Here is a 25,914-nt window from a genome sequence, read left to right as displayed (position 1 = left end):
CGATTCAAAGACGAGTAACCCTGGAGATCCGCACATGAGGGTTTGTTTCCGCTCTTCAGTCCAGCCGGAACTGATGGCCGAGTACAAGCAGCGCCACGCCGCCGTATGGCCGGAGATGCTGTCCGCGCTGAAGAACGCCGGGTGGAACAACTATTCCCTGTTCCTCGCTCCCGACGGCCAATTGATCGGTTACCTGGAGTGCGAAGACTACGAGGCAGCCCAGGCCCGCATGGCAGTCACAGAGGTCAACGCACGCTGGCAGGCCGACATGGCCGCCCTCTTCGCGAACAGCGACGTCCCCCCGGACCAAGGCTTTGAGATCGTCGAGGAAGTTTTCAACCTTGAGGACCAGCTCGCAGCTGCCGGCCTCGTCACAGACGCCACCGGCCCCACACACATAGACAAAGACTCCGCCCACGAATACCAGAAGGAACAAGCATGAACACCACAGAATCGGCCCTGGGCCGTCTAGGGGAACTGGCCATTGAAGTGCCGTCCTGGGCCTACGGGAATTCCGGGACCCGGTTCAAGGTCTTCGGCACTCCGGGTACACCGCGCACCGTTCAGGAAAAGATCGCCGACGCCGCCAAGGTCCACGAACTCACGGGGCTGGCTCCCACCGTTGCCCTGCACATTCCGTGGGACAAGGTGGAGGACTACGCTGCGCTTCGCGAGTACGCCGCAGGACTGGGCGTTGGGCTGGGCACCATCAACTCCAACACGTTCCAGGACGACGAGTACAAGTTCGGCTCCCTCACCTCGTCCAACGAGTCCGTTCGCCGCCGCGCGATCGATCACCACTTGGAATGCATCGGGATTATGCACGCCACCGGTTCCAAGGACCTGAAGATCTGGCTGGCTGATGGCACCAACTACCCGGGCCAGGATGATATCCGCGGCCGCCAGGACCGCCTCGCGGAGTCCCTTCAGGAGATCTACGCGGGCCTCGGCGACGAGCAGCGCCTGGTGCTGGAGTACAAGTTCTTCGAGCCGGCTTTCTATCACACCGATGTTCCGGACTGGGGAACCTCCTACGCCCAGACCCTTGCCCTCGGCGAGAAGGCCTTCGTCTGCCTGGACACCGGCCACCACGCCCCGGGCACCAACATCGAGTTCATCGTCATGCAGCTCCTGCGGCTGGGCAAGCTGGGTTCCTTCGACTTCAATTCCCGTTTCTACGCCGATGACGACCTCATTGTTGGCGCAGCTGATCCGTTCCAGCTGTTCCGCATCATGCACGAAGTCATCCGCGGCGGCGGTTTCGGCAAGGACTCCGGCGTCGCGCTGATGCTGGACCAGTGCCACAACCTCGAAGAGAAGATCCCGGGCCAGATCCGCTCGGTCCTCAACGTCCAGGAAATGACTGCCCGCGCCCTGCTCATCGACACCGCGGCACTCTCCGAAGCACAGCGTGCCGGTGATGTCCTGGCCGCCAACGGCATCTTCAACGATGCCTTCTACACCGACGTCCGCCCGGTCCTGGCCGAGTGGCGCGAATCCCGCGGGCTGCCCGCCGACCCGATGGCCGCCTACAAGGCCAGCGGCTACCAGAAGAAGATCAACGAGGACCGCGCAGGCGGCCAGCAAGCCGGATGGGGCGCGTAAAAGATGACCAGCAAGACTGTTGAAGAGCTCATTTCCCGTTCCAACCGCCTCGGCGCGGACAAGCGGAACACCAACTTCGCCGGCGGCAACACCTCCGCCAAAGGCACCGAGAAGGACCCGGTTACCGGCCAGGACGTCGAGCTCCTCTGGGTCAAAGGCTCCGGCGGCGACCTCGGCACGCTGAAAGCTGAGAACCTCGCAGTACTCCGGCTGGACCGGCTGCAGGCACTCAAGTCCGTTTACCCCGGCGTCGAGCGTGAAGACGAAATGGTGGCCGCGTTCGATTACTGCCTCCACGGCAAAGGCGGCGCCGCGCCGTCGATCGATACCGCCATGCACGGCCTGGTGGACGCTGCGCACGTTGACCACCTGCACCCGGACTCGGGCATCGCGATCGCGACGGCGGTTGACGGCGAAGCGCTGACCTCAAAGGTCTTCGGCGACAAGGTTGTCTGGGTTCCGTGGCGTCGGCCCGGTTTCCAGCTCGGCTTGGACATCGCGGCGATCAAGGAAGCCAACCCGCAGGCCATCGGCACCATCCTGGGCGGCCACGGCATCACGGCGTGGGGTGCCACCAGCGAAGAGGCCGAGGCCAACTCGCTCTGGATCATTGACCAGGCCGAGAACTACATCAAGGACAACGGCAAGACCGAGCCCTTCGGCGCGCAGCTCCCCGGCTACGCCGCGCTTCCCGAGGCTGAGCGCAAAGCCAAGGCAGCCGCACTCGCACCGGTGATCCGCGGCCTGGCTTCCACGGACAAGCCGCAGCTGGGGCATTTCAGTGATGACGCCGTCGTCCTTGAATTCCTCGCCGCGGAAGAGCACCCCCGCCTCGGCGCACTGGGTACGTCCTGCCCGGACCACTTCCTGCGCACCAAGGTCAAGCCGCTGGTCCTGGACCTGCCGGCTGACGCCTCGATCGAAGACTCCGTGGCCCGGTTGAAGGAACTGCACGCCGCCTACCGCGAGGACTACCAGGCGTACTACGACCGCCATGCAGACGAGAACAGCCCGACCCTGCGCGGCGCGGACCCTGCCATCGTGCTGATCCCGGGCGTGGGCATGTTCTCCTTCGGCAAGGACAAGCAGACCGCACGCGTGGCCGGCGAGTTCTACCTCAACGCCATCAACGTGATGCGCGGCGCCGAGGCCATCTCCACCTACGCCCCCATCGAGGAATCCGAGAAGTTCCGCATCGAGTACTGGGCGCTGGAAGAAGCCAAGCTCGCCCGGATGCCCAAGCCCAAGTCCCACGCCACCCGCATCGCACTGGTGACCGGTGCGGCGTCGGGCATTGGCAAGGCGATCGCCACCCGTTTGGCGTCCGACGGCGCGTGCGTCGTCATTGCCGACCTGAACCTTGAGAACGCCCAAAAGGTCGCCGAGGAACTGGGCGGCTCCGACGTCGCCATCGGCGTCCAGGCGGACGTGACCGACGAAGCCCAGATCGCCGCTGCCATCCAGGAAGCCGTGCTCGCGTTCGGCGGCCTGGACCTGGTGGTCAACAACGCCGGCCTGTCCATCTCCAAGCCGTTGCTGGAAACCACCGAGAAGGACTGGGACCTCCAGCACAACGTCATGGCCAAGGGCTCGTTCCTGGTGTCCAAGGCCGCGGCCAAGGTCATGATCGATCAGGGCCTGGGCGGGGACATCATCTACATCTCCTCCAAGAACTCTGTGTTCGCCGGCCCGAACAACATCGCGTACTCCGCCACCAAGGCTGACCAAGCGCACCAGGTCCGCCTCCTCGCCGCTGAACTGGGCGAATACGGTGTCCGCGTCAACGGCATCAACCCCGACGGCGTGGTCCGCGGCTCCGGCATCTTCGCCGGCGGCTGGGGCGCCAAGCGTGCCGCCGTGTACGGCGTGGACGAGCAGGAACTGGGCAAGTACTACGCCCAGCGCACGCTCCTCAAGCGCGAAGTCCTCCCGGAACACGTGGCCAACGCCGCCGCCGTGCTCACCAGCAACGAGCTATCGCACACCACTGGCCTCCACATCCCCGTGGACGCCGGCGTCGCGGCAGCATTCCTCCGCTAGGACCGACAGTGACCAACGGAACCATCGCGAGCACCGTCCCGGCACACGCCGGGGCGGTGTCCGCTCCCGCAGGCCGCAACGCCGTGTTCGCCGCCATCGACATCGGGGCCTCCTCCGGCCGCGTGATGCTGGGCCGCGCCTCCTCGGTATCCGGTGTGTCGCTCGAGACGATCCACCGCTTCCCCAACGGGGTGGTGGAGCTCGACGGCGGCCTCCGCTGGGACTTCAACGCCCTCTTCGCCGAGGTACTCAAGGGTTTGGCTGCGGCAGCTTCCGTGGCGGCCACGAACGGCGAGCGCATCGCCAGCATCGGCATCGACACCTGGGCCGTGGACTACGGATTGGTGAACGACGCCGGCGACCTCACCTCGGTTCCGTTCAGCTACCGGGACGAGCGCAGCCGGGCGACGGTGCAGCGCGTGCATGCAGCAATTCCCCCGGAGAGGCTGTATGCCACCACCGGCCTGCAGTTTTTGCAGTTCAACACCCTCTACCAGCTCGCAGCGGAGCCCACCCTGGACGGGCTGCAGGCTCTCCTGATCCCGGACCTGATCGCGTTCCTGCTGACGGGTGAACGCCGGACCGAGGCCACGAACGCCTCCACTACCGGGCTGTTCGACGCTGTTGCCGGTGAATGGGCCGTCGAGTTCCTTGATGCCCTCGGCTTGCCCCGGAACCTCTTCCCGCCGCTCATCCAGCCCGGCGAAACCGTCGGAACGCTGCTGCCGGGAATCCTTGAACTGACGGGCCTCCCGGCGGACACCACCGTGGTTGCCGTGGGTTCGCACGACACCGCATCAGCCGTTGCCGCAGTCCCCGCAGAGGACCAGGATTTCGCGTATATCTCCTCCGGCACCTGGTCCTTGGTAGGCGTGGAGCTCTCCCGCCCGGTGCTCAGCGAAGCGAGCCGACAGGCCAACTTCACCAACGAACGCGGCGTGGACGGAACCGTCCGGTACCTCCGCAATGTCGGTGGCCTCTGGTTGCTCAGCGAGTGCCAACGTGCGTGGGCCGCTGAAGGCTACACGCAAGCACTCACGGCACTGCTCGACTCGGCGGCAGCACTTCCTGCCGGCGGACCTCAGATCAACGCCGACGACCCCAGCTTCACGGCACCGGACAACATGCCGGACCGGATCCGCTCAGCCGTGCGCAACACTGGCGCGGTGCTCCCGGACCGGCCCGCCGCCGTCGTGCGTTGCATCATGGACAGCCTCGCGGCCGGGTATGCACGGACCTTGGCCGATGCCGAGCGGCTCACCGGCCGCGCTACCGGCGTAGTGCACATTGTCGGTGGCGGTTCGCAGAACCGGCTCCTGTGCCAGCTCACCGCCGATGCCACTGGCAAACCCGTGATCGCCGGACCCGTTGAGGCGACAGCCCAGGGCAATGTCCTGGTCCAGGCACGGGCCGCTGGAGTGGTGACCGGAGGGCTGGTTGAGCTGCGCGAACTCGTGGCTGCAGGAACGGATCTGGTGCGGTACCAGAGCTCCAGGGAACTGGTGCCACAGGAGTCCGGCATGTCCTAGGGAACAGGAGGCCGATGGAAGTACGCTGAGGAATCATGGCCTGATGCCGACAGTCCGGGAGGGCCACACGAAGGGGGACAGATTCGTTGCAGGAGAAAACACTGCCTGAAGGTGGCCAGCACGGCACATTCCACCCAATCGCCTCTGGGTCGGCATAAGACTCCGGGCGCCTGATGTTGTTCAGGAAAGTGCCGGTATGGGCGTGGTTGGCTGCCGCCGCCCTGGTCAACGTGCTCCTGGTACTAATGGTGCGCGTCCCGTCGTGGTTTAACAGGGAACCGAGCAGGCAGTCACTTCCGCAACTGTGGCTGCTTGACCCGCTGATAGTCATGTCGGCAGTAGTACTTCTGTTCTTGCTCGTTCGTGCGGTGACGAAGAAGCTGCCGAAGAAGAGGTCCAGCGAACCACCTCGAAACGCTTCCGAACCAGGCTCCCGGACCATGATGGTGACCAGCAAGGAGTGGCTCTGGGCGGTGGACGCAGCGGGCATCATCACCCACTCCAGTCCAATGTGCCAACAACTGACTGGATATACCCCGGAAGAACTCACGGGAAGCCCCATCAGCCTCGTCCTGGATCCTCGGGACCTTGCCTCGGTGTGGCGTCCCGACGCCGATAACGGTGCCGAATCGTACTTCGACGGCGTGACGTTGGCTTGCAGGCACCGGGACGGCACCCGGGTTGTCATGGACGTCAGCGGGCACACGGTCTATGACGATTCGGGCTTGGCGATCGGATTCGAAGGCCTGGCCCGTCCGAGCACCGCAACCGGCGGCACAGCTCTGGACGCTGAACGCTCCCTTGTCCTGGGCGTCATATCCTCGCAGGCACTTGTCACCGCTTTTCAACCACTTCTGTGCATCAAGACCGGGCGGACCTTGGGGGTCGAGGCACTATCCCGCTTTCCTGATGCGGCCACGACGTCCCCCGAAGCCTGGTTCACCAGAGCTGAAACCGTGGGGCTGGGAATAGACCTGGAGCTGTTGGCCCTGAGAACAGCTCTTCACACCGCCACCAAATTGCCCGGCGAGTTCAGTTTGGCCGTTAATTTGTCTCCCAGCGCCTGCCTCGACCAGCGGATCCAGGACGCACTCGCTGGCGCAGCGATCAACCCGGACAGGCTCAGTTTGGAGCTCACTGAGCGGCAGGAAGTGCTCGACTACGAGCAACTGGCCGCAGCCGTGGCACCCCTGCGCGCCAAGGGCGTCCACCTGGTGGTCGATGATGCCGGCGCCGGGTTCGCCTCCATGAGGCACATCATGAAGCTTGACCCGGAAGTGATCAAGGTGGACCGCAGCATCATCAAAGGGATTGATCGCCAAGCATCCAACCGTGCCCTCGCTGCTTCCATGGTCAGCTTTGCCACGGAGGTCGGCGCATCGGTGACAGCCGAAGGCGTGGAGACAGCGGCGGAGCTTCAGGTCATTACGGAATTGGGCATGTCGGCGGCCCAGGGCTACTTCCTGGGCAAACCTTCCACGCAACCGACGGATTGGATCAAATGGGCGGGGCTGCCTGGAAGCTGACTCCGCCAAGGCGAGCGACGCCCGCCGACGTCCCGCGAACGTCTTGTACGTCACAGCGCTGGATGAGGGTGCCGCGCTAAACTGATCGCATTATGATCCGCACAATGTTCAAGTCCAAGATCCACCGCGCAACGGTGACCCACGCCGACCTCCACTACGTCGGTTCGGTCACTGTCGACCTGGACCTCCTGGACGCGGCCGATATCCTTCCCGGCGAACTCGTCTCCATTGTGGACGTCACCAACGGCGCCCGGCTGGAGACCTACACCATCGCCGGCGAGCGCGGTTCCGGCGTGATAGGGATCAACGGAGCGGCTGCCCACATGGTCCATGTTGGCGACACCGTCATCCTCATCACCTACGCGGAGATGACCACCGAGGAGGCCCGGAGCTACGAGCCCAGGGTGGTCCACGTGGGCAAGGACAACAAGATCCTGCAGCTCGGCAACGACCCCGCCGAAGGCCATACCCCCGGGCTCATGCGCCCGCCGCACGCGCTGAGTAACGCAGCGCACCTCAGCTAAGTCTCCACAGCAACGAACGCGTTTTTGTACAGTTAATGCCGCTAAGACGGCCCTATAAGGTCATTAGCTGTACAAAAACTCCAGTGTCCGCATGCCGGAACTCTGGCGAGAAAACGCTTACTCGCGTGGCAGCGTTGGCTAGGCTGGTGTTCGTGATCCTACGAAACCCCACCCGCACGCTGTCATGATTGGCGTCCTGTCGGGGTTCTTCGTTGTCTGGGCCATCATCCTGGTGGGCATGTTCGTGGGGCGTCGGGAGATCCTCGGCGAGAACGCCCGGTCCGTCCTGAGCTCTCTGACCTTTTTCGTAGCAAGCCCGGCGCTCCTGTTCGAGACGTTGAGCAAGGCCAAGCTGCACGATGTCTTCGCAGCGCCTCTCCTGGTCACCGCTGTGGGCGCCATCATCACCGGCCTTTTGTTCTTCCTGATCGTGAAGTTTTGGCTGAAGCGCGCCATGCCGGAAGCCCTCATGTCGTCCATGAGCTCGTCCCTGGCCAACTCCGCGAACCTCGGCATCCCCATTGCGGTGTTTGTGCTGGGTGACGCGAGCTATGTGGCTCCGTTGCTGATCTTCCAACTGGCCTTCTTCACACCCATGTACCTGATGGCCCTCGATGCCAGCACCAGCACACACCGCACCACTCCACTGCGCTTCCTGCTGATGATCGTGAAGAATCCCATGATCGTGGGCTCGGCACTCGGCCTGCTGGTGGCCGGTACCGGATTCCAGGTGCCAACGCTGATCCTGGAGCCCATCCACCTGATCGGCGGAGCGGCGATTCCGGCCATGCTGATGGCTTTCGGCATGAGCCTCAATGGATCCAGGCCGCTGCAAAAATCCGCTGGACGCAGGGTGGATACGTTGCTGGCGAGCGGCTTCAAACTGGTTGTGCACCCGTTGATCGCCTACCTGTTCGCCCGTTTTGCCCTGGGGATGGACGGGCATGCGCTGTTCGCCGTGGTGGTCACGTCCGCGCTGCCGACGGCCCAGAATGTGTTCGTTGCGGCCAACCGGTACCAGGCAGGAATCACCGTGGCCAAGGACACCGTGCTGATAACCACTATCGTGGCCGTGCCTGCAATGATCGCCGTGGCGCTGCTGCTCGCGTAGCGCTGCCTTACCCAAGGAAGGGCTTACTCCACGTCTGCGCTGGCCAGGTAATGGTCCAGGAGTTGCGCACAGCGTATGAAGCCCAGGTGCGAGTAGGCCTGCGGATGGTTGCCCAGGTGCGTCTCCGTTCCGGGATCGTACTCTTCCGGCAGGAGGCCTGTGGGGCCAAACAGTGCCACCAACTGGTTGAACAGCTCCAGGGCATCGTCCAGGCGGCCAACAGCGAGGTATGCCTCGATCAGCCAGGTGGTGCAGATGTGGAAGCCGCCCTCCAAACCCGGCAGGCCGTCGTCGTACCTGTAACGGAAAACCGTGGGCCCCACACGCAACTCGCGCTCAACGGCAGTAACGGTGTCCAGGAACCGCTGGTCCTGGGCGTCCAACAGGCCGGACAAACCGATGTGCAGGACCGCGGCGTCAAGGTCCGGGCTGTCGTAGGCAACGCTGTAGGAAGCGGCGGACTCGTCCCACCCCTCCCGGAGAACTTCCTCCCGGATGGTTTGGGCATTGGGCGCCCAGTCAGCATGCGCCACCCGCCCATGCAGGGCCGCAGTCCGGAGGGCACGATCCAGCGTCACCCAACACATGACCTTGGTGTACACGTGGTGCCGCGGCGGTCGGCGGGCTTCCCAGATCCCGTGGTCCGGCTCATGCCAGCGGGCAAGCACGGCGTGAGCCATCTGCTCCATGAGGTACCAGTGTTCGTCCGGCAAAAAGCCGCGCCGCTCCGCAAGATCGTGGATGAGCTCGGCGATTGGCCCAAACACGTCCAACTGCACTTGGTGGTCCGCGGCGTTGCCGATCCGCACCGGGCGCGATCCTGCATAACCTGGCAGGCTCTCCACGATGGCTTCAGTGGACAGCGGTGACCCTGTCACCGAATACAAGGGGTGCAGCCATTCGGGGCCGGGAGCGTTCTCCAGGATGCGCCCCAGCCAGCTGAGGAAACCGTCAGCTTCTTCCGTGGATCCCAAAGACACCAACGAGTTCACCGTCATGGACCCGTCCCGGAGCCAGCAATACCGGTAGTCCCAGTTCCTTGTTCCGCCGATGCCCTCGGGCAGGGACGTGGTGGGCGCGGCCAGTACCGCGCCCGTGGGCTCGTGGACGAGCGACTTGAGCACCAGCGCCGAGCGCCGCACCAGCGACGTTTTGATGGTTGGCAGTTGCAGGGCCTTGACCCACTCCCGCGATACCTGCCCGACGGCGGCACGCCGCTGGGGTTCGCCGGTCGGGTCCGGGGGTGGCGGTTCAGTGTCACCGCAGCGCAGATTCAGGACCACGGGCCCGGACTGAAGGGCGACCTGGGCTGTCGCCGTCGCATACTTTCCGTCGCTGGTGATGGTGAAATCAACGCCCGGCGCCGAAAGAATGATCGGATCCGAGGTGCCGATGATGTGGACCTCATCGCCGCGGATCTCCATATTGAAAGGCGCATTGGCGTAGTCGGGCCGTGGTGCGAACACGACGCGCGCATCACCCGTCCCGGACAGGACGCGAACCAGACTGGTGATGCCCTCCGGTGCGGGCTCAAGATAATCGGTCACCGTGACATCCGCCCAGCGGGTTTCGACGATCATGGTGTTATCCACGTAGCGCTGCGCCAGCACCTGCGAGGGCTTCACCGGCTCAATACTGAAGTGGCCGGCGGGGTCGCCGCCCAGGATGTGCGCAAACAGGGATCCGGAATCGGGCAAAGGGTGGCTCATCCAGCAGACTTTTGCATCCGGAGTGAGCAGGGCCGTGGAACTTCCGTTGCCGATCATCGAATGTCGTTCCAGGCCTACTGCGTCCTCGCCGAACAGCCACGCCCGCCGTAGTTCGAACAACAAAGCCAGCACACGCGCAAAGGACTCCGGGTCCGGAATGGTGTGTGCCGCCGTCGTATCCCCCGCGCCGACATGCAACCCAAGGTCCGGGCCGCGCAGGGTGGCGAGCGCCTTTTCATCGCTCTCGGCGTCTCCCGCGTACAGCGCAGCGCTGACCCCAAGCCTCGACCGGAGCTGTTCCAGGGCTTGTCCCTTGGCTGGTTCTTCGACGGTCAGGTCCAGGACCGTTCCGTCAATGATGAAGTACAGACCAAACTCGATGGCGATCTTCTGCGAAGCGAAAATCACCCGGTCCACTACTTCAGGGGTCGCCGGCCGGGTATGCACCGCGACGCCCACTGGTTTGCGGACAATGCTGATGCCTTTTTCGAAACCGACGGCTTCCGTCAGTGCGGTGGCCGCCTGCTGGAGCAGTTGTTCCGTGGCAAGCGAGAGCGTGTAGGCGTAGCCCATGTCGAACTCAACCCCGTGGGAGCCCACCAAGTGCACCTCGGCCGGCAGCCGCGACACTGCGGCCAGATCCCTGAGGGACCGCCCGGAAATGATGGCGGTGTGGGTGTTGGGTAGGGCGGCGAGCGCCCGGAGGGCAACGGCGGCACTGTCCAGGGGCAAGGTCTCTGTGGAAACGCCCTCCGCCGAACACAGGGTGCCGCCATAGTTGCAGGCCACCAACAAACCAGGGACCCGGGCGAGGACCCTGAGCTCCGCGAACAACTGCGGGGTAATGCCGTTCTCCGCGTCGGACTGGAGCACTGTCCGGAGAAGGCCAAGCGGGAGCGATTTCATCAGCAGCGCGGAGTCGGCGACTGATTGGTTCAAATGCGTAGGCATGGCGAATCCTTCCGAAGCGGATAGCTACAGTCTCCGCCCGGACGGTTTCGCTTGACTACCTAGTAGATTGCAAATGCGTAAAGCTATTCCTTGGATTTATGCAGGGTTACGCAGGAACCAGTCCTGCGACCTCGGCCACGAGCTCCACGGACCGCAGGCGTTCTTCGGTTCCGATGCTCTGGTGCGCCACGATCAGCTCGTCGGCATCGGCGAACGCCGCGAACTCATCAAGGTAGTCACGCACCACATCCTTGGTTCCTACAGCGGAGAACTTCATCATCTGGGCGATGTGCTGGCCTTGCGGCGAGTCGAGCACCATGTCGGCCTCGTCATCGGTGAACTCGCGTCCGCCGCCGAAGAACAGGGACACCCGGGCGCGCTTCACGGCGAGGTGGATGGCTTGTGCCTCGGCATTGGAGTCCGCCGCTGTGACGTTCACGCCCGCGATGACGTGCGGCTCCGACAACTGCTCGGACGGCTTGAATTCGCGTCGGTAGACCGCAACAGCGTCCTGCAGGGCTGCCGGCGCGAAATGTGAAGCAAAGGCATAGGGAAGGCCCAACTGGGCGGCCAGCTGGGCTCCGAACAGCGAGGATCCCAGGATGTAGAGCGGCACGTTGGTGCCCTTGCCCGGCGTCGCTTCGACACCCTGGATGCGGGTGGGTCCGGTGAGGTAGCCCTGAAGTTCCAGGACGTCCTGCGGGAACCTGTCCGAGGACGTGTGGTCGCGACGCAAGGCGCGCATGGTGTTCTGGTCACTGCCGGGCGCGCGTCCCAGCCCGAGGTCGATTCGTCCCGGGTGCAGGGTCTCGAGTGTGCCGAATTGCTCCGCGATGGTCAGCGGCGAGTGGTTGGGCAGCATGACGCCACCTGCCCCGAGGCGGATGGTGTTGGTGTGCGCGGCGACGTGCGCAATCAGCACGCTGGTAGCCGAGGAGGCAATGGCGGACATGTTGTGGTGCTCCGCATACCAAACGCGGCGGTAGCCCAGCTCTTCGGCCTTCTGCGCCATGGCCACGCTGCCCGCGAGGCTTTCCGCCACCGTCTGGCCCTTGCCGATGGTTGCCAGGTCGAGGATGGAAAGAGGAACAGTCACGGGAAGGCCTTTCGGTACGTTTGCGGTGCCCGCACTGTTGGTTGCCGGGCACTCTAGCGACAACGACGGCGGCACCCGGCTTATTTCTGTGAGTTGCGTCGCGCTCGGTTTTCCGAAGGTCCCGGGGCAGTTTTGTGACCCCGTTGTACGCCCGATTAACCGCCGTGAACCCCTGTATCCCAGCGTTTCAGGGGGCTTTGACCTGTATCAGCGGGCTGCCGGATAGTTGCAGCCACAAGTACGCATCAGACTTCCCGATTCGGGCAATCCAAGGAGAACAAATGGCACGTTTCGCAGCCAAATCCGGCGTGACCGCGGCGCTGGCCGCTACCGCCCTGTTGGGGCTCGCGGCCTGCTCCGATCCTGGGGCGACAGCGGCAACCAACGCGTCCGCTCCACAAGGGTCGGCAAGCGCGAACGCCTCATCAAGCACCAAGGAATTCAATCTGACCCCGCAGCAGGACCGCATCAAGGTGAGCGTGGACTCCGCGGCGGCCGCACTGGTTCCGGACGCCATCAAAGCCGACGGCAAGCTCACAGTGGTCACCACCGGCGGCACTCCCCCGCTGAGCACCTTCGCTACGGATAACAAGACCCTCATCGGCAGCGAAGTGGATATTGCCTATGCTGTGGGCGAGAGCCTGGGACTGCAGGTCGAGGTGCTGCCGGTGGCGTGGGCTGACTGGCCGTTGGGCGTCGAATCAGGCAAGTACGAGGCCGTCCTGTCCAACGTGACAGTCACCGAAGCACGCAAGGAGAAGTTCGACTTCGCCACGTACCGCAACGACCTTCTGGGTTTCTACGCCAAGACGGACTCGGACATTTCAAGCATCAAGGAAGCGAAGGACGTGGCCGGCAAACGCATCATCGTCGGCTCGGGCACCAACCAGGAAGCCATCCTGGTGCGCTGGGACGAGGAGAACAAGAAGAACGGCTTGAAGCCGGTTGAGTTCCAGTATTACGACGACGACTCCGCCTCCCAGCTCGCCCTCCAGTCAGGCCGCGCGGACCTCACGTTCGGGCCAAACGCTTCGGCCGCTTACAAGGCGGCCAAGGATGGCAAGACCAAGGAGGTGGGCACGCTGGAAGGTGGCTGGCCGCTGAAGGCCGAGATCGCGTTCACCACCCAGAAGGGCAACGGCTTGGCCGTGGCCGCCCAGGCTGCGCTCAATACCCTGATCAAGGACGGCAACTACGGAAAGATCCTGGACCGTTGGGGTCTCTCTTCCGAGGCCATTCCCGCGTCCGAGCTGAATCCGGCAGGCCTGCCCAAGAAGTAGGAACCGCTGACCCGACTGAGTAGCAGCAGATGCCCTTTTGAACCCTCAGGAGGGCATCTGCTGCGACTTACTTGGGTGCGGTTAGAAGTGGGCGGGGTCCGTGTTGGCCCCGCAGAGGATCACTGCCACGGTTTCGCCCGCCCGTGGAGTGTAGGCGCCGGACAGCAACGCCGCGTACGCTGCGGCAGCACCGTGTTCCACGACGATCCGGTGCTTCTCCCAGAGGGCACGGCGCGCCTGGACGATGTCCTCATCCGTGACCAGCACGCTCTGGACACCCGTGCGGCGGGCGACTCCGAAGCCAATCTCGCCGATCCGGCGGGCGCCGAGGGAATCGGCCGCGATCCCGGAGACCGCCACATCCACTGGTTCGCCTTGGGCCAGCGCGGTGTGCAGGGTGGGAACCGTTTCCGGTTCGACGCCCACAACACGCGCCCTGCCCTCTGCCGCCGCCGCGATGCCGCCCATCAGGCCGCCGCCGCCAACAGCAACGAGGATGGTGTCGACGTCGGGCAGTTCATCCAGCAGCTCAAGCCCTACCCCGCCGGCGCCCGCCACGATCTCCGGCTGGTCGTAGGCGTGGCAGTAGACCGCGCCCTTCTCCTCGGCGAACCGTACTGCGGCCGCGTAGGCCTCGGCGTACTCGGCGCCACCCTGGACCACGGTGGCACCAATGGCGTAGAGCTTATGGACCTTGTTTGCCGGGGCAGACTCGGGAACAAAGACGGTGGCGGGGACTCCCAGCTTGGCTGCGGCATAGGCGTTGGCCAGGCCCGCGTTGCCACCGGAAGCCACCACGACGCCCACTTCAGGGTCCAGCTCGCCGTTCTCCTTCGCCGTGAGGAGCCGGTTGAACGCGCCACGTGCCTTGAACGAACCCGTGTGCTGCATGTATTCGCACTTGAACCACAGGTGGTACGGCTCCTGGTCGCCGCTCTCGGCAAGGGGTGTGTGGCGGACCCAACCCGCTGTCCGTGAGTACGCTGCTTCTACTTCTTCGCGTGTGACCATCGTGGCTGCACCTTTCCGTCCGTTTCATCCTATGGTTTGCGAAGACGTCCTGACCGACTGTGCAGCATAGGCTGGATCCATGCCTGCCGATTTTGCCCTCCGCCCTGCCGTTGCCTCCGACGCTGCCTGGATCGCGGAACTCAGGGCCGTGGTGATGCGCCCTGACCTGGAACGGTTGCAGCGATTCGATCCCATCCGCGTCCGCGAGCGCTTCCTGAACGGTTTCCAGCCGGAGTACACGTACATCATCCATACCGACGGCGTGGATGCCGGTGTCATTGCCGTTCGTCCCGAGCCGGACGCGCGGTGGATTGAGCACTTCTACGTTGCCCCGACCCATCAAGGCAGGGGCCTGGGCGGTGCCGTGCTCCGACACGTCTTGGCGGGTTCCGTTGACGAACGCCCGTTCCGTTTGAACGTGCTTCAAGGCAGCGCCGCCCGCCACTTATATGAGCGGCATGGCTTTGTGCTGGAGTCCGAGGACCCGATCGATGTGTTCATGGTGGCCCCAAACCCCAGCGCTTCCTGACTGCCAGCCGCCTGTGCGGTAACGTCAGCACAAACATCAATGCCGGCTTCCGGGGGGAACATCATGGGGAACGTTCGAGCGCGCACCAAGCGGTTTTCAACGCTTTCAGCAATGGCCCTGGCGGCCGGGCTCTTGGCTACCGGGCTCTTGGCTACCGGCGCACCGCCAGCCACTGCGGACAACCAACCAACGCCCATCATCGACGGCGCCGCGTACGTGGGTGCCGAACTGCGCCGACAGTACGACTACAGCTATTGGGGCTGCAGGGATGCGGACGGCTCGGGCGACGCCATTACTTTGGAGTGGTTGCGCGACGGCGAGGCGCTCCCCGAGGAACGGCAAGGGGAAACCTTGCGGATCCTCCCGAAGGACCAGGGCAGCCGAATTTCGATGCGGGTGCACCCTCTGACACCGGGGAGCCAGGGCTGCCCCACCGGCACGCAACTGAGCGCGGAGTCCCTGCCCATCAAGGCATCCAGCCGGGCGATGGGCTGGACCGGACGGGGCAACTTTGAACCGCTCGCCCGGACCAACGACGGCCGGCTCATCCTGTACCCGCGGACATATACCTATTACAAGGGCGCCTGCGAGGGACCCTGTCCTGCGTACTGGGGTTCGTGGGACGAGCCCCAGCAGGTAGGCCAAGGGTGGAACGTCTTCAATATCGTCTTCTCCCCCGGAGACTTCGACGGGGACGGCTTCAATGATCTCCTCGGCAGGGACGCGGCGGGCAACCTGTTCCTCTACCCCGGCGACGGCGAGGGCGGCTGGCTCGACCGCGAGCAAGTTGGCCAGGGCTGGAACGTCTTCAACACCATTGTCGGTCCGGGCGACTTCAACGGCGACGGCACCAACGATGTGCTGGCACGCGACGCCGCGGGCGGGCTTTTCCTTTACCCCGGCGACGGCGAGGGCGGCTGGCTCGACCCGGAGCAGGTGGGCTGGGGCTGGCAGGTCATGAACAAGATCATCACCGGTGGCGACATGAACGCCGACGGTGCCGTGGATATTTTCGGACGCGACCAGCATGGCGACCTGCACCAGTACCCCTCCGACGGCGAGGGTGGCTGGGAGGAGCCTGCACACGTCGGCGTCGGGTGGGCGGCGTTCTCCGACGTGGCCGGGCTCGGCAGTTCCGGCCACTCGAAATACAACGAGCTCTCTGCCGTTGACGCCGACGGCAGCCTTCTCAGTTACATTACGGGCGCATCAAACACAGCGCTGTACGGCCCTTACGGGCCTATCGGCCGGGGTTGGAACGTCTTCAAGGAACTGCTCTAAAGCGGTTGCCCCAACACCGTCAGCTGCAGGCTGACAGTCCCGCGCGAACCGTCGACGACGGCGGCACCCGGCCCGCCGCCGTCGGGCGCTCCGCCGTGCTGGTCCGGCGTGAAGCCAAACCAGCGCCGGCAGAGCTGCACCAGGCGGCCCGTGCTCATGAGACCCGCACCGACTCAGCGGAGCGCACCGGGGTCTCCAGCCCAAGGTTTTCGCGGAGGGTGGTGCCCCGGTATTCCGTGGGATAAACGCCCCGTTCCTGGAGCTCGGGCACCAGGTGGTTCACGATGTCATCCAGGCCAGTGGGGATGAGCCATGGCGAGATGTTGAACCCGTCCACCGCACCAACGCGTGCGTATTCCGCGAGGTGGTCGGCCACGGCGGTGTAGGAGCCGGTGAACGTGGCGTCGACGCGTGCCGTCTTGGACGTGACGAACTGGCGGATGGACAGGCCCTTGTCCTTGGCCTCGGCCCTCCACTGATCGGCGAGCTGCCGGGCCTTGGCGCCGTGGAACCCGCTGCCCCGGGTCTCGGAGGTTTCTTCCACGACGGGATCGATCTCCGGAAGGGGACCATCGGGATCATAGGAGGTGAGCTCGCGGCCCCAGAATTGCTCCAGGTAGGCAATAGCCTGCTGCGGGCCGATCTGCAGGCTGCGGACCCATGCTTTCTTGTCCTGTGCTTCCTGGTCTGTGGCTGCGAGGATGAATTCGCTGGCCGGCATGATCTGCACGGCGTTGGCACCGCGGCCGGCTGCGATGGAGCGGGCAACGATGTCGCGGCGGAATTCCACGGCGTTGTCGAACTTGGGGTGCGCGGAGAAGATCACGTCTGCCTGGCGGGCTGCGAAGTCACGGCCGTCCGGGGAGTCGCCGGCCTGGAAAAGCACGGGGCGGTACTGGGCGCTGCGGGGCAACAACGGGGTGACGTCCACGGTGTAGTGCTGACCCTCGTGAAGAACGCGTCGTGCCGGGCCGGAAGGTGTTTCCCACGAATCCCAGATTCGCTTGGCAGTCTCAACGAAGGCTTCTGCATGCTTGTAACGGTCCGCATGGTCCAGGTAGCCGCCGCGGCGGAAGTTTGCCCCTGTCCAGGCGTTGTCCGTGGTGACGATGTTCCAAGCAGCCCTGCCGCCGGAGATCAGGTCCAGCGACGCCAAACGGTGCGCGAGGTCTGCGGGATCGTTGTACGTGGTGTTCTGGGTGGCCACCAAGCCGATGTTGGAGGTCACGGCAGCCAAGGCGGCCAGCATGGTTTGCGCGTCCGGACGGCCCACCACGTCCAGGGCGTGGGGCCGGCCAAGGTGCTCGCGGAGCCGGAGTCCTTCGCCCAGGAAGAACGCGGCGAACTTGCCGCGCTCGGCGGTCTGGACGATCCGGCGGAACGACTCAAAGTCGGTCTGCGAACCGGATTCGGCGGCTTTCCAAATAGTGCCGGAGTTGACGCCTTGGAAGAAGATGCCGAACTGGATGTGGCCGCTGGGCTGGAAAATGTCGCTTGTCATGATGTTCCCTTTACTTTCCTGCGCCGGAAGCGGTGGTTGCATAGCGGTTCTCCGCCGGTCCGAGGCCCAGCAGGTCGCGGAACGTGCCGTCCTGGATGGGCGCCCGAAGGGAACCGCGGCGACGAAGTTCCGGCAGGACAAGCCGTGACAGTTCGTCCAACCCGGCATCCAGAACATCAGGGTGGAGGCGAACGCCGTCGGCCTCCTGGAGCAGTGCATCGAGAAGGTCGGTGAGACGCTCGGCAGAGCCGACAAACCGCGCCCGTCCAGTTTCCGCATCGGACAAGGATCGCGAGGCTGCAGCTTCGCCGCGCGAGTCCAGGACGACGTCGAGCTCCGCAACAACTGCCACGGAAGCACCCAGGCGGGCACGCACGTCACGAACCTCGGCAGCGAGCAGTTCGGGCGTGGGCGCGGACACCAGGACAGCATCCACGGCGTCGGCCGGAACCAAACCATCGCCTACCAAGGATGCAGCAGCGATCACCGGCAACTGTCCCTGCAGGGGCCTCGGAATAATGGAGGGGCCCTTCACGGAATACCCGGAACCTGCAAAATCAGAGGGCGTTTCGAAATCCGCGTAGTGCAGCTTGTCCACGTCGATGTACCGGCCGGTGGCGACGTCGCGGATCACGGCGTCGTCCTCCCAGGAGTCCCACAAACGGCGCCCGACCTCGATGGACGCGGCAGCCTCCTGGGCCAGCGCGGCACCTTCAACCGAAGAACGTCCGACGGCGGCAGCGGCCTCGGCCGACTCGGCGGCGGTCACGATCCACCCGGCCCGGCCACCGGATACGTAGTCCAGGCTGGCGAGCTGCGTGGAGACGTGGAACGGTTCCGTGTAGACGGTGTCCACCTCGGGGACCACGGCGATGGTACGGGTGACGGGGCCGGCAAAGGCTGCGCGCTGCAGGGCGTTGGTCCGTCCGGCTTCCGGAGTGTCCGTGAAGGTTGCCGCGTGGAAACCGGCGGACTCGGCTGCGAGGACAGCGCGGGCAAGGTTCTGGTACCCGGCACCATCGAGTTCAATGGCCAGGAACCCGGTCTTGTTGTCTTGAGGGGAACTCACTTCTGGTCCTGACGTTCGTAGGGGATCTTTTCGCCGGCTTCGATGGCCACGGTCAGCCGATTTTCAGCCGGCGGGAGTGGGCAGGTAGCGAGGTCGGTATAGGCGCACGGCAGGTTCACGGCCCGATTGAAGTCGAGCTCAACCGAGCCATCAGCGGCCGGGACCACGGACAGGGAGCGGTTGGCGGCGTACGTGGTCTTGCCGGAGGTCTGGTCCGTGAACAGCACCGACAGGGAACCAGGAGCGTGGCCGTTGAACGCGGTCAGCGCCAGTTCCTCGCCGGCCAGCTTGAAGCGGATCTCACCGGGAGCTTCGTACACGTGCTGGATACCCTCGACGGCGGCACCCACGGTGGTGGGGCGGGGCGCCTCGAAAGGTACGAACGTCCCGGCCACGGCAAACGCCGCGTTGGGTGTGTAGGCGGGCGTGCCCTGGTACTCCTGCAACAAGGGATTCGACGGGTTCCGTGGCCGAACGATGTACTCGCCGCCGCGCTTGGCAACCTCGATCACGGTGTCGCCCGAGACCAGGTTGATCCCGCCACGTTCCTCGATCGGCCCAAGCTCCACAGGAGTGCCGTTGTTCAGTTCCACCCCGTCCTGCTGCAGGCTTTCGCCCGGTTCCAGGACAACACGCACGACGTCGGCATCCGCGCTCCAGGTGCCCGGCGCGCCTTCCAGCCGGGTTGCGTCGCTGCTGAGCCAGTGCAGGTGGGTCACGGCGAGGAAGCCATGCGGGTGGGCACGGTGCCGCTCGTGGGCGTCGTGCCACTCCTGCCATTCCTCGTCGAAGGATTCGAGTGCTGTTTCAGTGTGCGTAGACATGTGCGGTATCACTCCTGTTCAATGCGTGGTCGGCTGTGACGGTTGCTGCAGCGTCGGCTTCGGTTGCCCCGGCGAATTCGGGTCGGCCCGCGAAGGGATCCCCGGCGGCCCACAGCGTGCTGGGTGCCGCCGCCCGGATGGCCGGGATAACTTCCAGCGCGAAGCGTTCCAGGATCTCGAGCTGCTGTTCGAACGGCAGCGTAGTAGGCAGGGAGATTGACTGAAGATCGTGGCCGTACAGCGAGTGGTAGCTGAGGATCTTGTCGATGACCTGCTCCGGGCTGCCCACCAATGCCGGCCCCTCCGCCACTGCGTGCTGGATGTCGCGGAACGGCGAGTTGTTGCCGGGAACGTTGCGGCCGGCAGTCAGGCCTTCGTAGACCGGACCGTACTGGCGGATAGCTTCCTGCGTGGTGTCCGCGATGAACACTCCACCGGCACCGCTGCCCGAGCCGAGGTACTGGTGCCGGGGATCATGTCCGTGGCGCTCGTACTCTTCGCGGTAGTGGTCGATCAGGACCTTGTAGTTCTCCCGCGGCTGGATAGCGTTGGCCGTGAACAGCGGATCTCCCCACTTGGCGGCGAGCGCAGCGGAGGTCAGGGTTGTAGCCGAGCCGTGCCAAATCCGCGGCGACCCCGCGAAGGGGCGTGGCGTCGTCGTGGTCGGCTCCGTGAGGGCGGGCCTGAAGCGGCCGGACCAGGTGACGCTTTCCTTGCGCCACAGCGTGCGCAGCAGCGCGTACTTCTCGGCGAGCAGTTCCCATTGCTCGTCCAGGGACAGGCCAAACAAGGGGTACTGGAGCACCTCGTTGCCCTTGCCGATCACGAGTTCCAGTCGGCCACGGCTCAGTTGGTCGATGGTGGCGTAGTCCTCGGCCACGCGCACGGGATCCAGCACGGAGAGCACGGTGACACCGGTCTGCAGGCGGATGCGGCTGGTGACGGCGGCAATCGCGGCGAGGACCGTCGTCGGAGAGGACGACACGAACTCGCCCGCGTGGCGTTCCCCCACGGAGAAGCTGTCATAGCCAAGCTCCTCCGCCCGCCGGGCTGTCTCCACCACCTGGTTCAGGCGGTCAGCGGTGGAGACAATTTTCCCTGTGACCGGGTTCTTCACATGGGGAATGATGTCCAAGACCTGGAACTTCATTTGCCGGCACCAAAGGTTGCTTCAGTGACAGTCTTCGATTCCGTTAAGGCTTCCTCGGAAAGGCCCCAGCGTTCCAGGACTTTGCCGTACGAGCCGTCCTTGATGGTGGAGTTCAGCGCGTCGGTAATGGCCGGAGCCAATCCGTTGCCCTTGAGCGTCGTGGCGGCGACCAGCGTTTCAGCCGGCCAGCCGGCATTGACCTTGCCCACTACTTTGAGGTCGTCACGGGTGTTCTCGCGGTAGGTGACCGACGGGTACGGCGCCAGGTTCAGGTCGGTGCGGCCGGAGGACAAAGCCAGGATGGTGTCGGCGTCCGCGGAGTAGTACTGCAGCGTCGCCGGCGCCTTGCCCTTTTCTTCGAGTTCCTTGTTCCACGCCAGCAGGATCTTCTCCTGGTTGGTGCCCGAGCCCACGGAAATCTTCAGGCCGGAAATATCGTCCGAGCCCTTGATGTCGTAGTTGGAGCTCTTCTTCGCTTCGAAACCCATGTACGCGGCACGGTAGGTGGAGAAGTCGAACAGCTTCACGCGGGCCGCGTTGATACCCACGTTGGAGAACACCGCTTCGAAGTCGCCGGACTGGGTCTTGAGCGGCCAGTTCTCCCACGACGTCACTTGGAGGTCCAGTTCCAACCCCAGTTTGTCGGCCACGAGCTGGGCAATGTCCACCTCCACACCAATGGGAGTCTTATCGTCCGTGGCGTGGAAGGACAGCGGGATGGAACCGGCAGTGGTAGCAACCGTCAGTTTCCCGTCCTTGGCGATGGCTGCCGGAACGGCCCCCGCTGCGGCAGCGTCTTTCTCGCCACGGATCCGGTTCTGGTCGACAGAGGTGTTGTAGACGATGCCATTCCTGGCAGCCTCCGACTCGGGCTTGGCGGCCGATGCCCCGGGATCGGAGCACCCGGCCAGCACGGGAAGCACGACGGCGGGAAGTACAGCGAGTGCCAAAAGCTTGGTTTTGGAAGTGGCGGCGAAAGCGCGGGTGGTGCGAAGCATGGGGTTTCCTAGATGTTGAAAGCTGGTTCGATGACTTTGGAGAAGAAGCTGCGGGTGCGTTCCTCGCGGGGGTTGGCGAAGATGTCCTGGGGTGTGCCGGACTCGACGATCTGGCCTTGGTCCATGAAGACCACGGTGTCCGCAACGTCCCGGGCAAAGCCCATCTCGTGGGTCACGATGATCAGCGTTGTGCCGGACTTGGCGAGCTCCCGGATCACGTCCAGGACCTCGTTGACGAGCTCAGGGTCCAGCGCGGAGGTGGGCTCGTCGAAGAGCAGGATCTTGGGATCAAGTGCCAGCGCCCGGGCTATCGCCACCCGCTGCTGCTGGCCTCCGGAGAGCTGGCGGGGGTAAGCATCGGCGCGGTCCTTCAGGCCCACCCGGTCCAGCAGTTCCAGCCCACGCTTCCGGGCCTCTGCCTTGGAGCGTTTTTGGGCCACGATGGGCGCTTCAATGACGTTCTCCAGGGCGGTGAGGTGCGGGAACAAGTTGAAGCTTTGGAACACCATGCCGATGTTGGTGCGCTGCTTGAGGATGTCTTTCTCACGCAGTTCGTGGAGCTTGTTCCCGCGGACCTCGTAACCCACCAGTTCGCCATCGATGGTGATGTAACCGCCGTCGACTTTTTCCAAGTGGTTGATGGTGCGCAGGAGCGTGGATTTACCGGAACCGGAAGGCCCGACGATCACGGCAACGCCGCCCGGCCGAACGGACAAGGAGACGCCCTTGAGCACCTCGGTGGCGCCGAAGGACTTCCGGACGTTGGTGATGTCCACCTGGCCGCGGGTGACTTTCGTATCCGCAGCGGCGGGTCGGGCCGTCGTCGTGCGTTCCCGCTGGGGAGCACCACCTTGGGGAGCACCACCTTGGGGAGCTGACGGTTCCTCGGCCAGTTTGGCCTCTGCGAGGTGCGCGGCGGCAGCCGCTTCGGAGGAAGAGAAGACGGTGGTCATCGGGTTTCCTTCGTGGGTGTGGCGGCAACGTGGGTGGTGAAGAACTTGCGGGCCTTCTGCAACGGGGTGAGCGGCAGTGTCCTGAGGGCGCCCTTGGAGAAGTGGCGTTCGATGTAGTACTGGAAGACGCTCAGCACGGAGGTGATCACCACGTACCAGAGCGTGGCGACGAGCAGGAGCGGCAGCACCTGCTGGGTCCGGTTGTAGATGACTTGGACCGTGTAGAACAGCTCGGAGTAGGCCAGGACGTAGACGATCGAGGTGCCCTTGACCAAGCCGATGATCTCGTTGAACGCATTGGGCAAAATGGCGCGCATCGCTTGGGGCAGCACGATCCTTGTGGAACGCTTCCACGCCGGAATGCCCAGGGCCGAGGCAGCTTCCAGCTGGCCCTGGTCCACGGAGAGGATGCCGCCGCGGATGATTTCTGCGGAGTAGGCTGCCTGGTTCAGGGTGAGGCCCAGGACGGCTGCAGCGAACTGGCTGATGAGCGTGGTGGTCTGGGCCTCGAAGAAGCGGACGTCCGTGAACGGGATGCCGAGGCTGATCTTTTCGTACAGGTAACCCAGGTTGTACCAAAGCAGGAGCTGGACCAGCAGCGGCGTGGAGCGGAAGATCCAGGAGAACGTCCAGGAAACCGAGACCAGCAGTGGCGAAGCGGACAGCCGCATGAGGGCAAGGATAAATCCGAGGACGAACCCCAGGACACCGGAGATGGCCGTGAGCTTGAGGGTCTCGATGAGTCCGTTGACTACCGACTGGGCGGTGAACCACTCGGCCACCACGCCCCACTCCCAGCGGGGGTTGGTGACCAGGGACCAGGCAATGGCGGCGACGCCGGCGGCAACCAGCACGGTGCCCACCCATCGCCAGGGGTGCCGGGCCGGAACCAGCTTGTACTCGGAGTAATCCGGGGTGGGCGGTGCAGTGTCCGCCGTGGCAGGCGGTGCGATTGCACTCATGCGCCACCTCATTTCATATCGGTTGTTGCCTATCGGATGGCTGCCAATCTAGGGCCGCGCGAAACCCGGCAGCAAGGCAGGAATTTGCACTTCTTCACTGGACTTCGCGGGGCTTCGCAGGAGTTCGCACAGCGTCACAATCACGTTCATGAGCCGCCATATGAGTCGGGATCTTGCGCGGCTTAACGCTCCATGACGCATGGTGAACGGCCGTTACCACCGCCTCGACCGGCGGCCTGCTTCGTCCTTAGATTGGGCATCACCAACCACTGCCGTTTCAGGAGATCCCATGCCGTCACGAGTTCCCGCCATCGCCTTCATTGGCGGCGGCCCGCGCACGGCCGGCGTCCTTGAACGGCTTGCTGCCAACCGCCCGGCATTGTTTCAGGGCCCCCTGCACATCCACGTCGTCGAGCCTCATGAGCCCGGCTCCGGGAGGATCTGGCGATATGACCAGGATCCCGGCCTGCTGCTCAACTCCACCGCCGCCGATGTCACCATGTTCACTGACGCCTCGGTGGCCTGCGATGGGCCCTCTGTTGAAGGCCCAGGCCTCTCCACCTGGGCCGCCGGCGTGTTGGACGGCACCATCCGGGACGTCCCTGCCCTGGAGCCGCACCTTCTCGCGCAACTTCGCTCCCTGACGCCCGAGTCCTTTCCCACCCGGCAACTCCAGAGCAAGTACCTTGAGTGGTTCTTCGGCCGGGCCGTCAACACCCTCGGCCCTGAGGTCACGGTGACGGTGCATCGCGAAACGGCCACCGCGGTCTCAGCTGCGTCCGGCGGCGGGCACGACGACGGTCCGCACCGCGTGCGGCTGGCGTCCGGCGCCGAGGTGCTTGCCGACGTCGTGGTGTACGCGGTGGGCCACACCGATTCCCTGCCGGACCCCGAATCCGTCCGCCTCAGTGAGTTCGCTGCACGGCACGGCGGGTTCCACGCGCCGCCGTCGTACACCACGGACGTTGACTACTCCGGCCTCCAGGCCGGCCAGGACGTGATCGTCTCCGGCATGGGCCTGGCATTTGTGGACCTGCTGGTGCTGCTGTTCGAGGGCCGCGGCGGCCGTTTCGAAGAAAGGCCCGACGGCGAACTGGACTATGTGCCCTCCGGCGCCGAACCCCGGGTCTGGGCCGGTTCACGGCGCGGCGTGCCGTTCCACTCCAAGATCTCCTCCGTTCTCCGCGGCGAGCCGGTCGCCCGTCCGCGATACTTCACCGCAGAGGCCGTTGATGGGCTCCTCACCGAGCACCAGGAACTCGACTTCCGCACGCACCTGTGGCCGCTGATCGCCAAGGATGCCGGCTACGCCTACTATCGGGAACTGTTCACCGGATACCCGTCGCGGGTTCTGGGAACATGGACCAGCTTCGAGTCGCGTTTTGACGCCGTTGATTGGTACAGCACTGCCCGGGAAGAACTGGCGGCCTTCTCCATACCGGATCCTGCCTTGCGCCTGGACCTCGAGAAACTGGACCACCCGCTCAGTGGTTGCGCGTTCGCCGACCATGACACGGTGCAGCGCTCCGTTGCCGCGTACATCCAGAACGACCTCAACCTCCGCACAAGCCCGGACCATTCCGAGACCCTCGCCCTCTTTACGGCTTTGTTGTTCGTCTACATGGACCTCGGCCGGCTGGTCCCGCAGGAGCGACTCAACGCACGCTCCCAGCAGGCGATCCACGGATGGTGGCACGGCTTCTTCAGCTTTGTGGACTCCGGACCGCCGTCGCACCGCCTCCGCGAGATGCTGGCGCTGCACAGGGCCGGGCTCCTGAAGTTCCTCGGTCCTGGCATGTGGGTCCGTGCCGATGATTCCCTCGGTCGGTTCGTAGCCGGCTCATTCCAGTCCCCCGTGGTGGTGGACGCCGCCGCGTACATTGAGGCGCGGCTGCCGTCCGCTTCCGTGGAGCGTTCCGCCAATCCCGCACTGGCCGACCTGCACGACGCCGGATGGGGCACCGAACAACGGCTCCTCACCTCCGAAGGCGCACACTCCACCGGGAAACTCCTGGTCTCCGGGAATCACGAGGTACTCTCCCCTGTTGGTACTCCTCAGAAGGGTTTGTTCGCGGTGGGTCCGTGGACGTCCGGCTGGGGCGCAGGGGCGTTTGCCCGTCCCAACACCAACGCAGCACCCTTCCGGGAGAACGACGCCCTAGCGCGCCGGATCCTGTCCACCGTTGCTGCCGCCCGCCCAACTGAGTCGCAGTTGATGCCGTTTTGAGCCCTCACAACGGCATTAACTGCTACCTACTTGGGTTC

22 protein-coding genes are annotated in these 25,914 nt (G+C 64.6%); 11 read left to right on the top strand and 11 right to left on the bottom strand.

Annotation, left to right across the window (positions count from 1 at the left end):
* The first annotated feature begins 34 nt into the window (after window positions 1-34).
* The 7 genes from ACSSVG_RS12815 to ACSSVG_RS12785 all read left to right on the top strand — a co-directional run bounded on the left by ACSSVG_RS12815 (window position 35) and on the right by ACSSVG_RS12785 (window position 8,335).
* Window positions 35-442, top strand: a complete 408-nt coding sequence (locus tag ACSSVG_RS12815; protein ID WP_231338466.1) for an L-rhamnose mutarotase — start codon at window positions 35-37, stop codon at window positions 440-442.
* On the top strand, window positions 439-1,605 hold the full coding sequence (rhaI, locus tag ACSSVG_RS12810; RefSeq protein ID WP_253464776.1) for an L-rhamnose isomerase: 1,167 nt from the start codon (window positions 439-441) through the stop codon (window positions 1,603-1,605). The genes ACSSVG_RS12815 and rhaI overlap by 4 nt, the downstream gene beginning before the upstream one ends.
* 3 nt (window positions 1,606-1,608) lie before the next feature.
* The gene (locus ACSSVG_RS12805; RefSeq protein ID WP_492415115.1) at window positions 1,609-3,645 is read left to right on the top strand and encodes a bifunctional aldolase/short-chain dehydrogenase; all 2,037 of its coding nucleotides are present in this window, start codon (window positions 1,609-1,611) and stop codon (window positions 3,643-3,645) included.
* 8 nt (window positions 3,646-3,653) lie between these two features.
* Window positions 3,654-5,174, top strand: a complete 1,521-nt coding sequence (locus tag ACSSVG_RS12800) for a rhamnulokinase (protein WP_492415114.1) — start codon at window positions 3,654-3,656, stop codon at window positions 5,172-5,174.
* A gap of 173 nt (window positions 5,175-5,347) precedes the next feature.
* The gene (locus ACSSVG_RS12795; RefSeq protein WP_492415113.1) at window positions 5,348-6,700 is read left to right on the top strand and encodes a sensor domain-containing phosphodiesterase; all 1,353 of its coding nucleotides are present in this window, start codon (window positions 5,348-5,350) and stop codon (window positions 6,698-6,700) included.
* Between the two features lie 92 nt (window positions 6,701-6,792).
* Window positions 6,793-7,224, top strand: a complete 432-nt coding sequence (gene panD / locus ACSSVG_RS12790; protein WP_024818390.1) for an aspartate 1-decarboxylase — start codon at window positions 6,793-6,795, stop codon at window positions 7,222-7,224.
* A gap of 184 nt (window positions 7,225-7,408) precedes the next feature.
* Entirely contained in the window at window positions 7,409-8,335 is a 927-nt protein-coding gene (locus ACSSVG_RS12785) for an AEC family transporter (RefSeq protein ID WP_492415112.1), read from the top strand.
* Window positions 8,336-8,358: 23 nt separating this feature from the next.
* Here ACSSVG_RS12785 and ACSSVG_RS12780 read toward each other — a convergent pair whose 3' ends face one another.
* Window positions 8,359-10,995 (bottom strand): trehalase-like domain-containing protein, encoded by a 2,637-nt coding sequence (locus ACSSVG_RS12780; RefSeq protein WP_231338460.1) that lies wholly within the window; start codon window positions 10,993-10,995, stop codon window positions 8,359-8,361.
* Between the two features lie 106 nt (window positions 10,996-11,101).
* Window positions 11,102-12,091 (bottom strand): LLM class flavin-dependent oxidoreductase, encoded by a 990-nt coding sequence (locus ACSSVG_RS12775; RefSeq protein WP_492415111.1) that lies wholly within the window; start codon window positions 12,089-12,091, stop codon window positions 11,102-11,104.
* Between the two features lie 281 nt (window positions 12,092-12,372).
* Between ACSSVG_RS12775 and ACSSVG_RS12770 the strand changes: the two genes are divergently transcribed.
* Window positions 12,373-13,371 (top strand): ABC transporter substrate-binding protein, encoded by a 999-nt coding sequence (locus tag ACSSVG_RS12770; protein WP_492415110.1) that lies wholly within the window; start codon window positions 12,373-12,375, stop codon window positions 13,369-13,371.
* Between the two features lie 81 nt (window positions 13,372-13,452).
* Here ACSSVG_RS12770 and ACSSVG_RS12765 read toward each other — a convergent pair whose 3' ends face one another.
* Window positions 13,453-14,382: a threonine/serine dehydratase gene (locus ACSSVG_RS12765; protein WP_492415109.1), complete on the bottom strand. Its 930-nt coding sequence runs from the start codon at window positions 14,380-14,382 to the stop codon at window positions 13,453-13,455.
* 79 nt (window positions 14,383-14,461) lie between these two features.
* Here ACSSVG_RS12765 and ACSSVG_RS12760 point away from each other — a divergent pair, with 79 nt between their 5' ends.
* Both ACSSVG_RS12760 and ACSSVG_RS12755 read left to right on the top strand, forming a co-directional pair.
* Complete coding sequence (locus tag ACSSVG_RS12760) at window positions 14,462-14,911, top strand: GNAT family N-acetyltransferase (protein ID WP_492415108.1); 450 nt, start codon at window positions 14,462-14,464, stop codon at window positions 14,909-14,911.
* Between the two features lie 63 nt (window positions 14,912-14,974).
* Entirely contained in the window at window positions 14,975-16,192 is a 1,218-nt protein-coding gene (locus ACSSVG_RS12755) for an FG-GAP repeat domain-containing protein (protein WP_492415107.1), read from the top strand.
* Here the strand turns inward: ACSSVG_RS12755 and ACSSVG_RS12750 are convergent.
* From ACSSVG_RS12750 to ACSSVG_RS12715, 8 genes are read right to left on the bottom strand one after another with little or no spacing between them, the layout of a single operon-like run.
* Complete coding sequence (locus tag ACSSVG_RS12750) at window positions 16,189-16,350, bottom strand: hypothetical protein (RefSeq protein ID WP_492415106.1); 162 nt, start codon at window positions 16,348-16,350, stop codon at window positions 16,189-16,191. The genes ACSSVG_RS12755 and ACSSVG_RS12750 overlap by 4 nt on opposite strands.
* Complete coding sequence (locus tag ACSSVG_RS12745) at window positions 16,347-17,693, bottom strand: NtaA/DmoA family FMN-dependent monooxygenase (RefSeq protein ID WP_492415105.1); 1,347 nt, start codon at window positions 17,691-17,693, stop codon at window positions 16,347-16,349. Before ACSSVG_RS12745 ends, ACSSVG_RS12750 begins: the two co-directional genes overlap by 4 nt.
* 10 nt (window positions 17,694-17,703) lie before the next feature.
* On the bottom strand, window positions 17,704-18,762 hold the full coding sequence (locus ACSSVG_RS12740; protein WP_492415104.1) for an LLM class flavin-dependent oxidoreductase: 1,059 nt from the start codon (window positions 18,760-18,762) through the stop codon (window positions 17,704-17,706).
* Window positions 18,759-19,586, bottom strand: coding sequence for a DUF1684 domain-containing protein (locus ACSSVG_RS12735; protein ID WP_492415103.1), 828 nt, complete (start codon window positions 19,584-19,586; stop codon window positions 18,759-18,761). The genes ACSSVG_RS12740 and ACSSVG_RS12735 overlap by 4 nt, the downstream gene beginning before the upstream one ends.
* Complete coding sequence (locus tag ACSSVG_RS12730; protein ID WP_492415102.1) at window positions 19,570-20,736, bottom strand: LLM class flavin-dependent oxidoreductase; 1,167 nt, start codon at window positions 20,734-20,736, stop codon at window positions 19,570-19,572. The genes ACSSVG_RS12735 and ACSSVG_RS12730 overlap by 17 nt, the downstream gene beginning before the upstream one ends.
* The gene (locus ACSSVG_RS12725; RefSeq protein ID WP_231338449.1) at window positions 20,733-21,734 is read right to left on the bottom strand and encodes an ABC transporter substrate-binding protein; all 1,002 of its coding nucleotides are present in this window, start codon (window positions 21,732-21,734) and stop codon (window positions 20,733-20,735) included. The genes ACSSVG_RS12730 and ACSSVG_RS12725 overlap by 4 nt, the downstream gene beginning before the upstream one ends.
* Window positions 21,735-21,742: 8 nt before the next feature.
* A complete protein-coding gene (locus tag ACSSVG_RS12720) occupies window positions 21,743-22,687 on the bottom strand; it encodes an amino acid ABC transporter ATP-binding protein (RefSeq protein WP_492415101.1) in 945 nt (314 codons plus the stop codon).
* Complete coding sequence (locus ACSSVG_RS12715; RefSeq protein WP_200846924.1) at window positions 22,684-23,649, bottom strand: amino acid ABC transporter permease; 966 nt, start codon at window positions 23,647-23,649, stop codon at window positions 22,684-22,686. Before ACSSVG_RS12715 ends, ACSSVG_RS12720 begins: the two co-directional genes overlap by 4 nt.
* A gap of 289 nt (window positions 23,650-23,938) precedes the next feature.
* Here ACSSVG_RS12715 and ACSSVG_RS12710 point away from each other — a divergent pair, with 289 nt between their 5' ends.
* On the top strand, window positions 23,939-25,876 hold the full coding sequence (locus ACSSVG_RS12710; RefSeq protein ID WP_492415100.1) for an FAD/NAD(P)-binding protein: 1,938 nt from the start codon (window positions 23,939-23,941) through the stop codon (window positions 25,874-25,876).
* The last annotated feature ends 38 nt before the right edge of the window (window positions 25,877-25,914 follow it).

It is taken from the genome of Paenarthrobacter sp. E2MeOHC11, assembly GCF_058744955.1.
The sequence above is the reverse complement of the archived record's forward strand: the minus strand, read 5'-3'. Positions and strand labels throughout refer to the sequence as shown.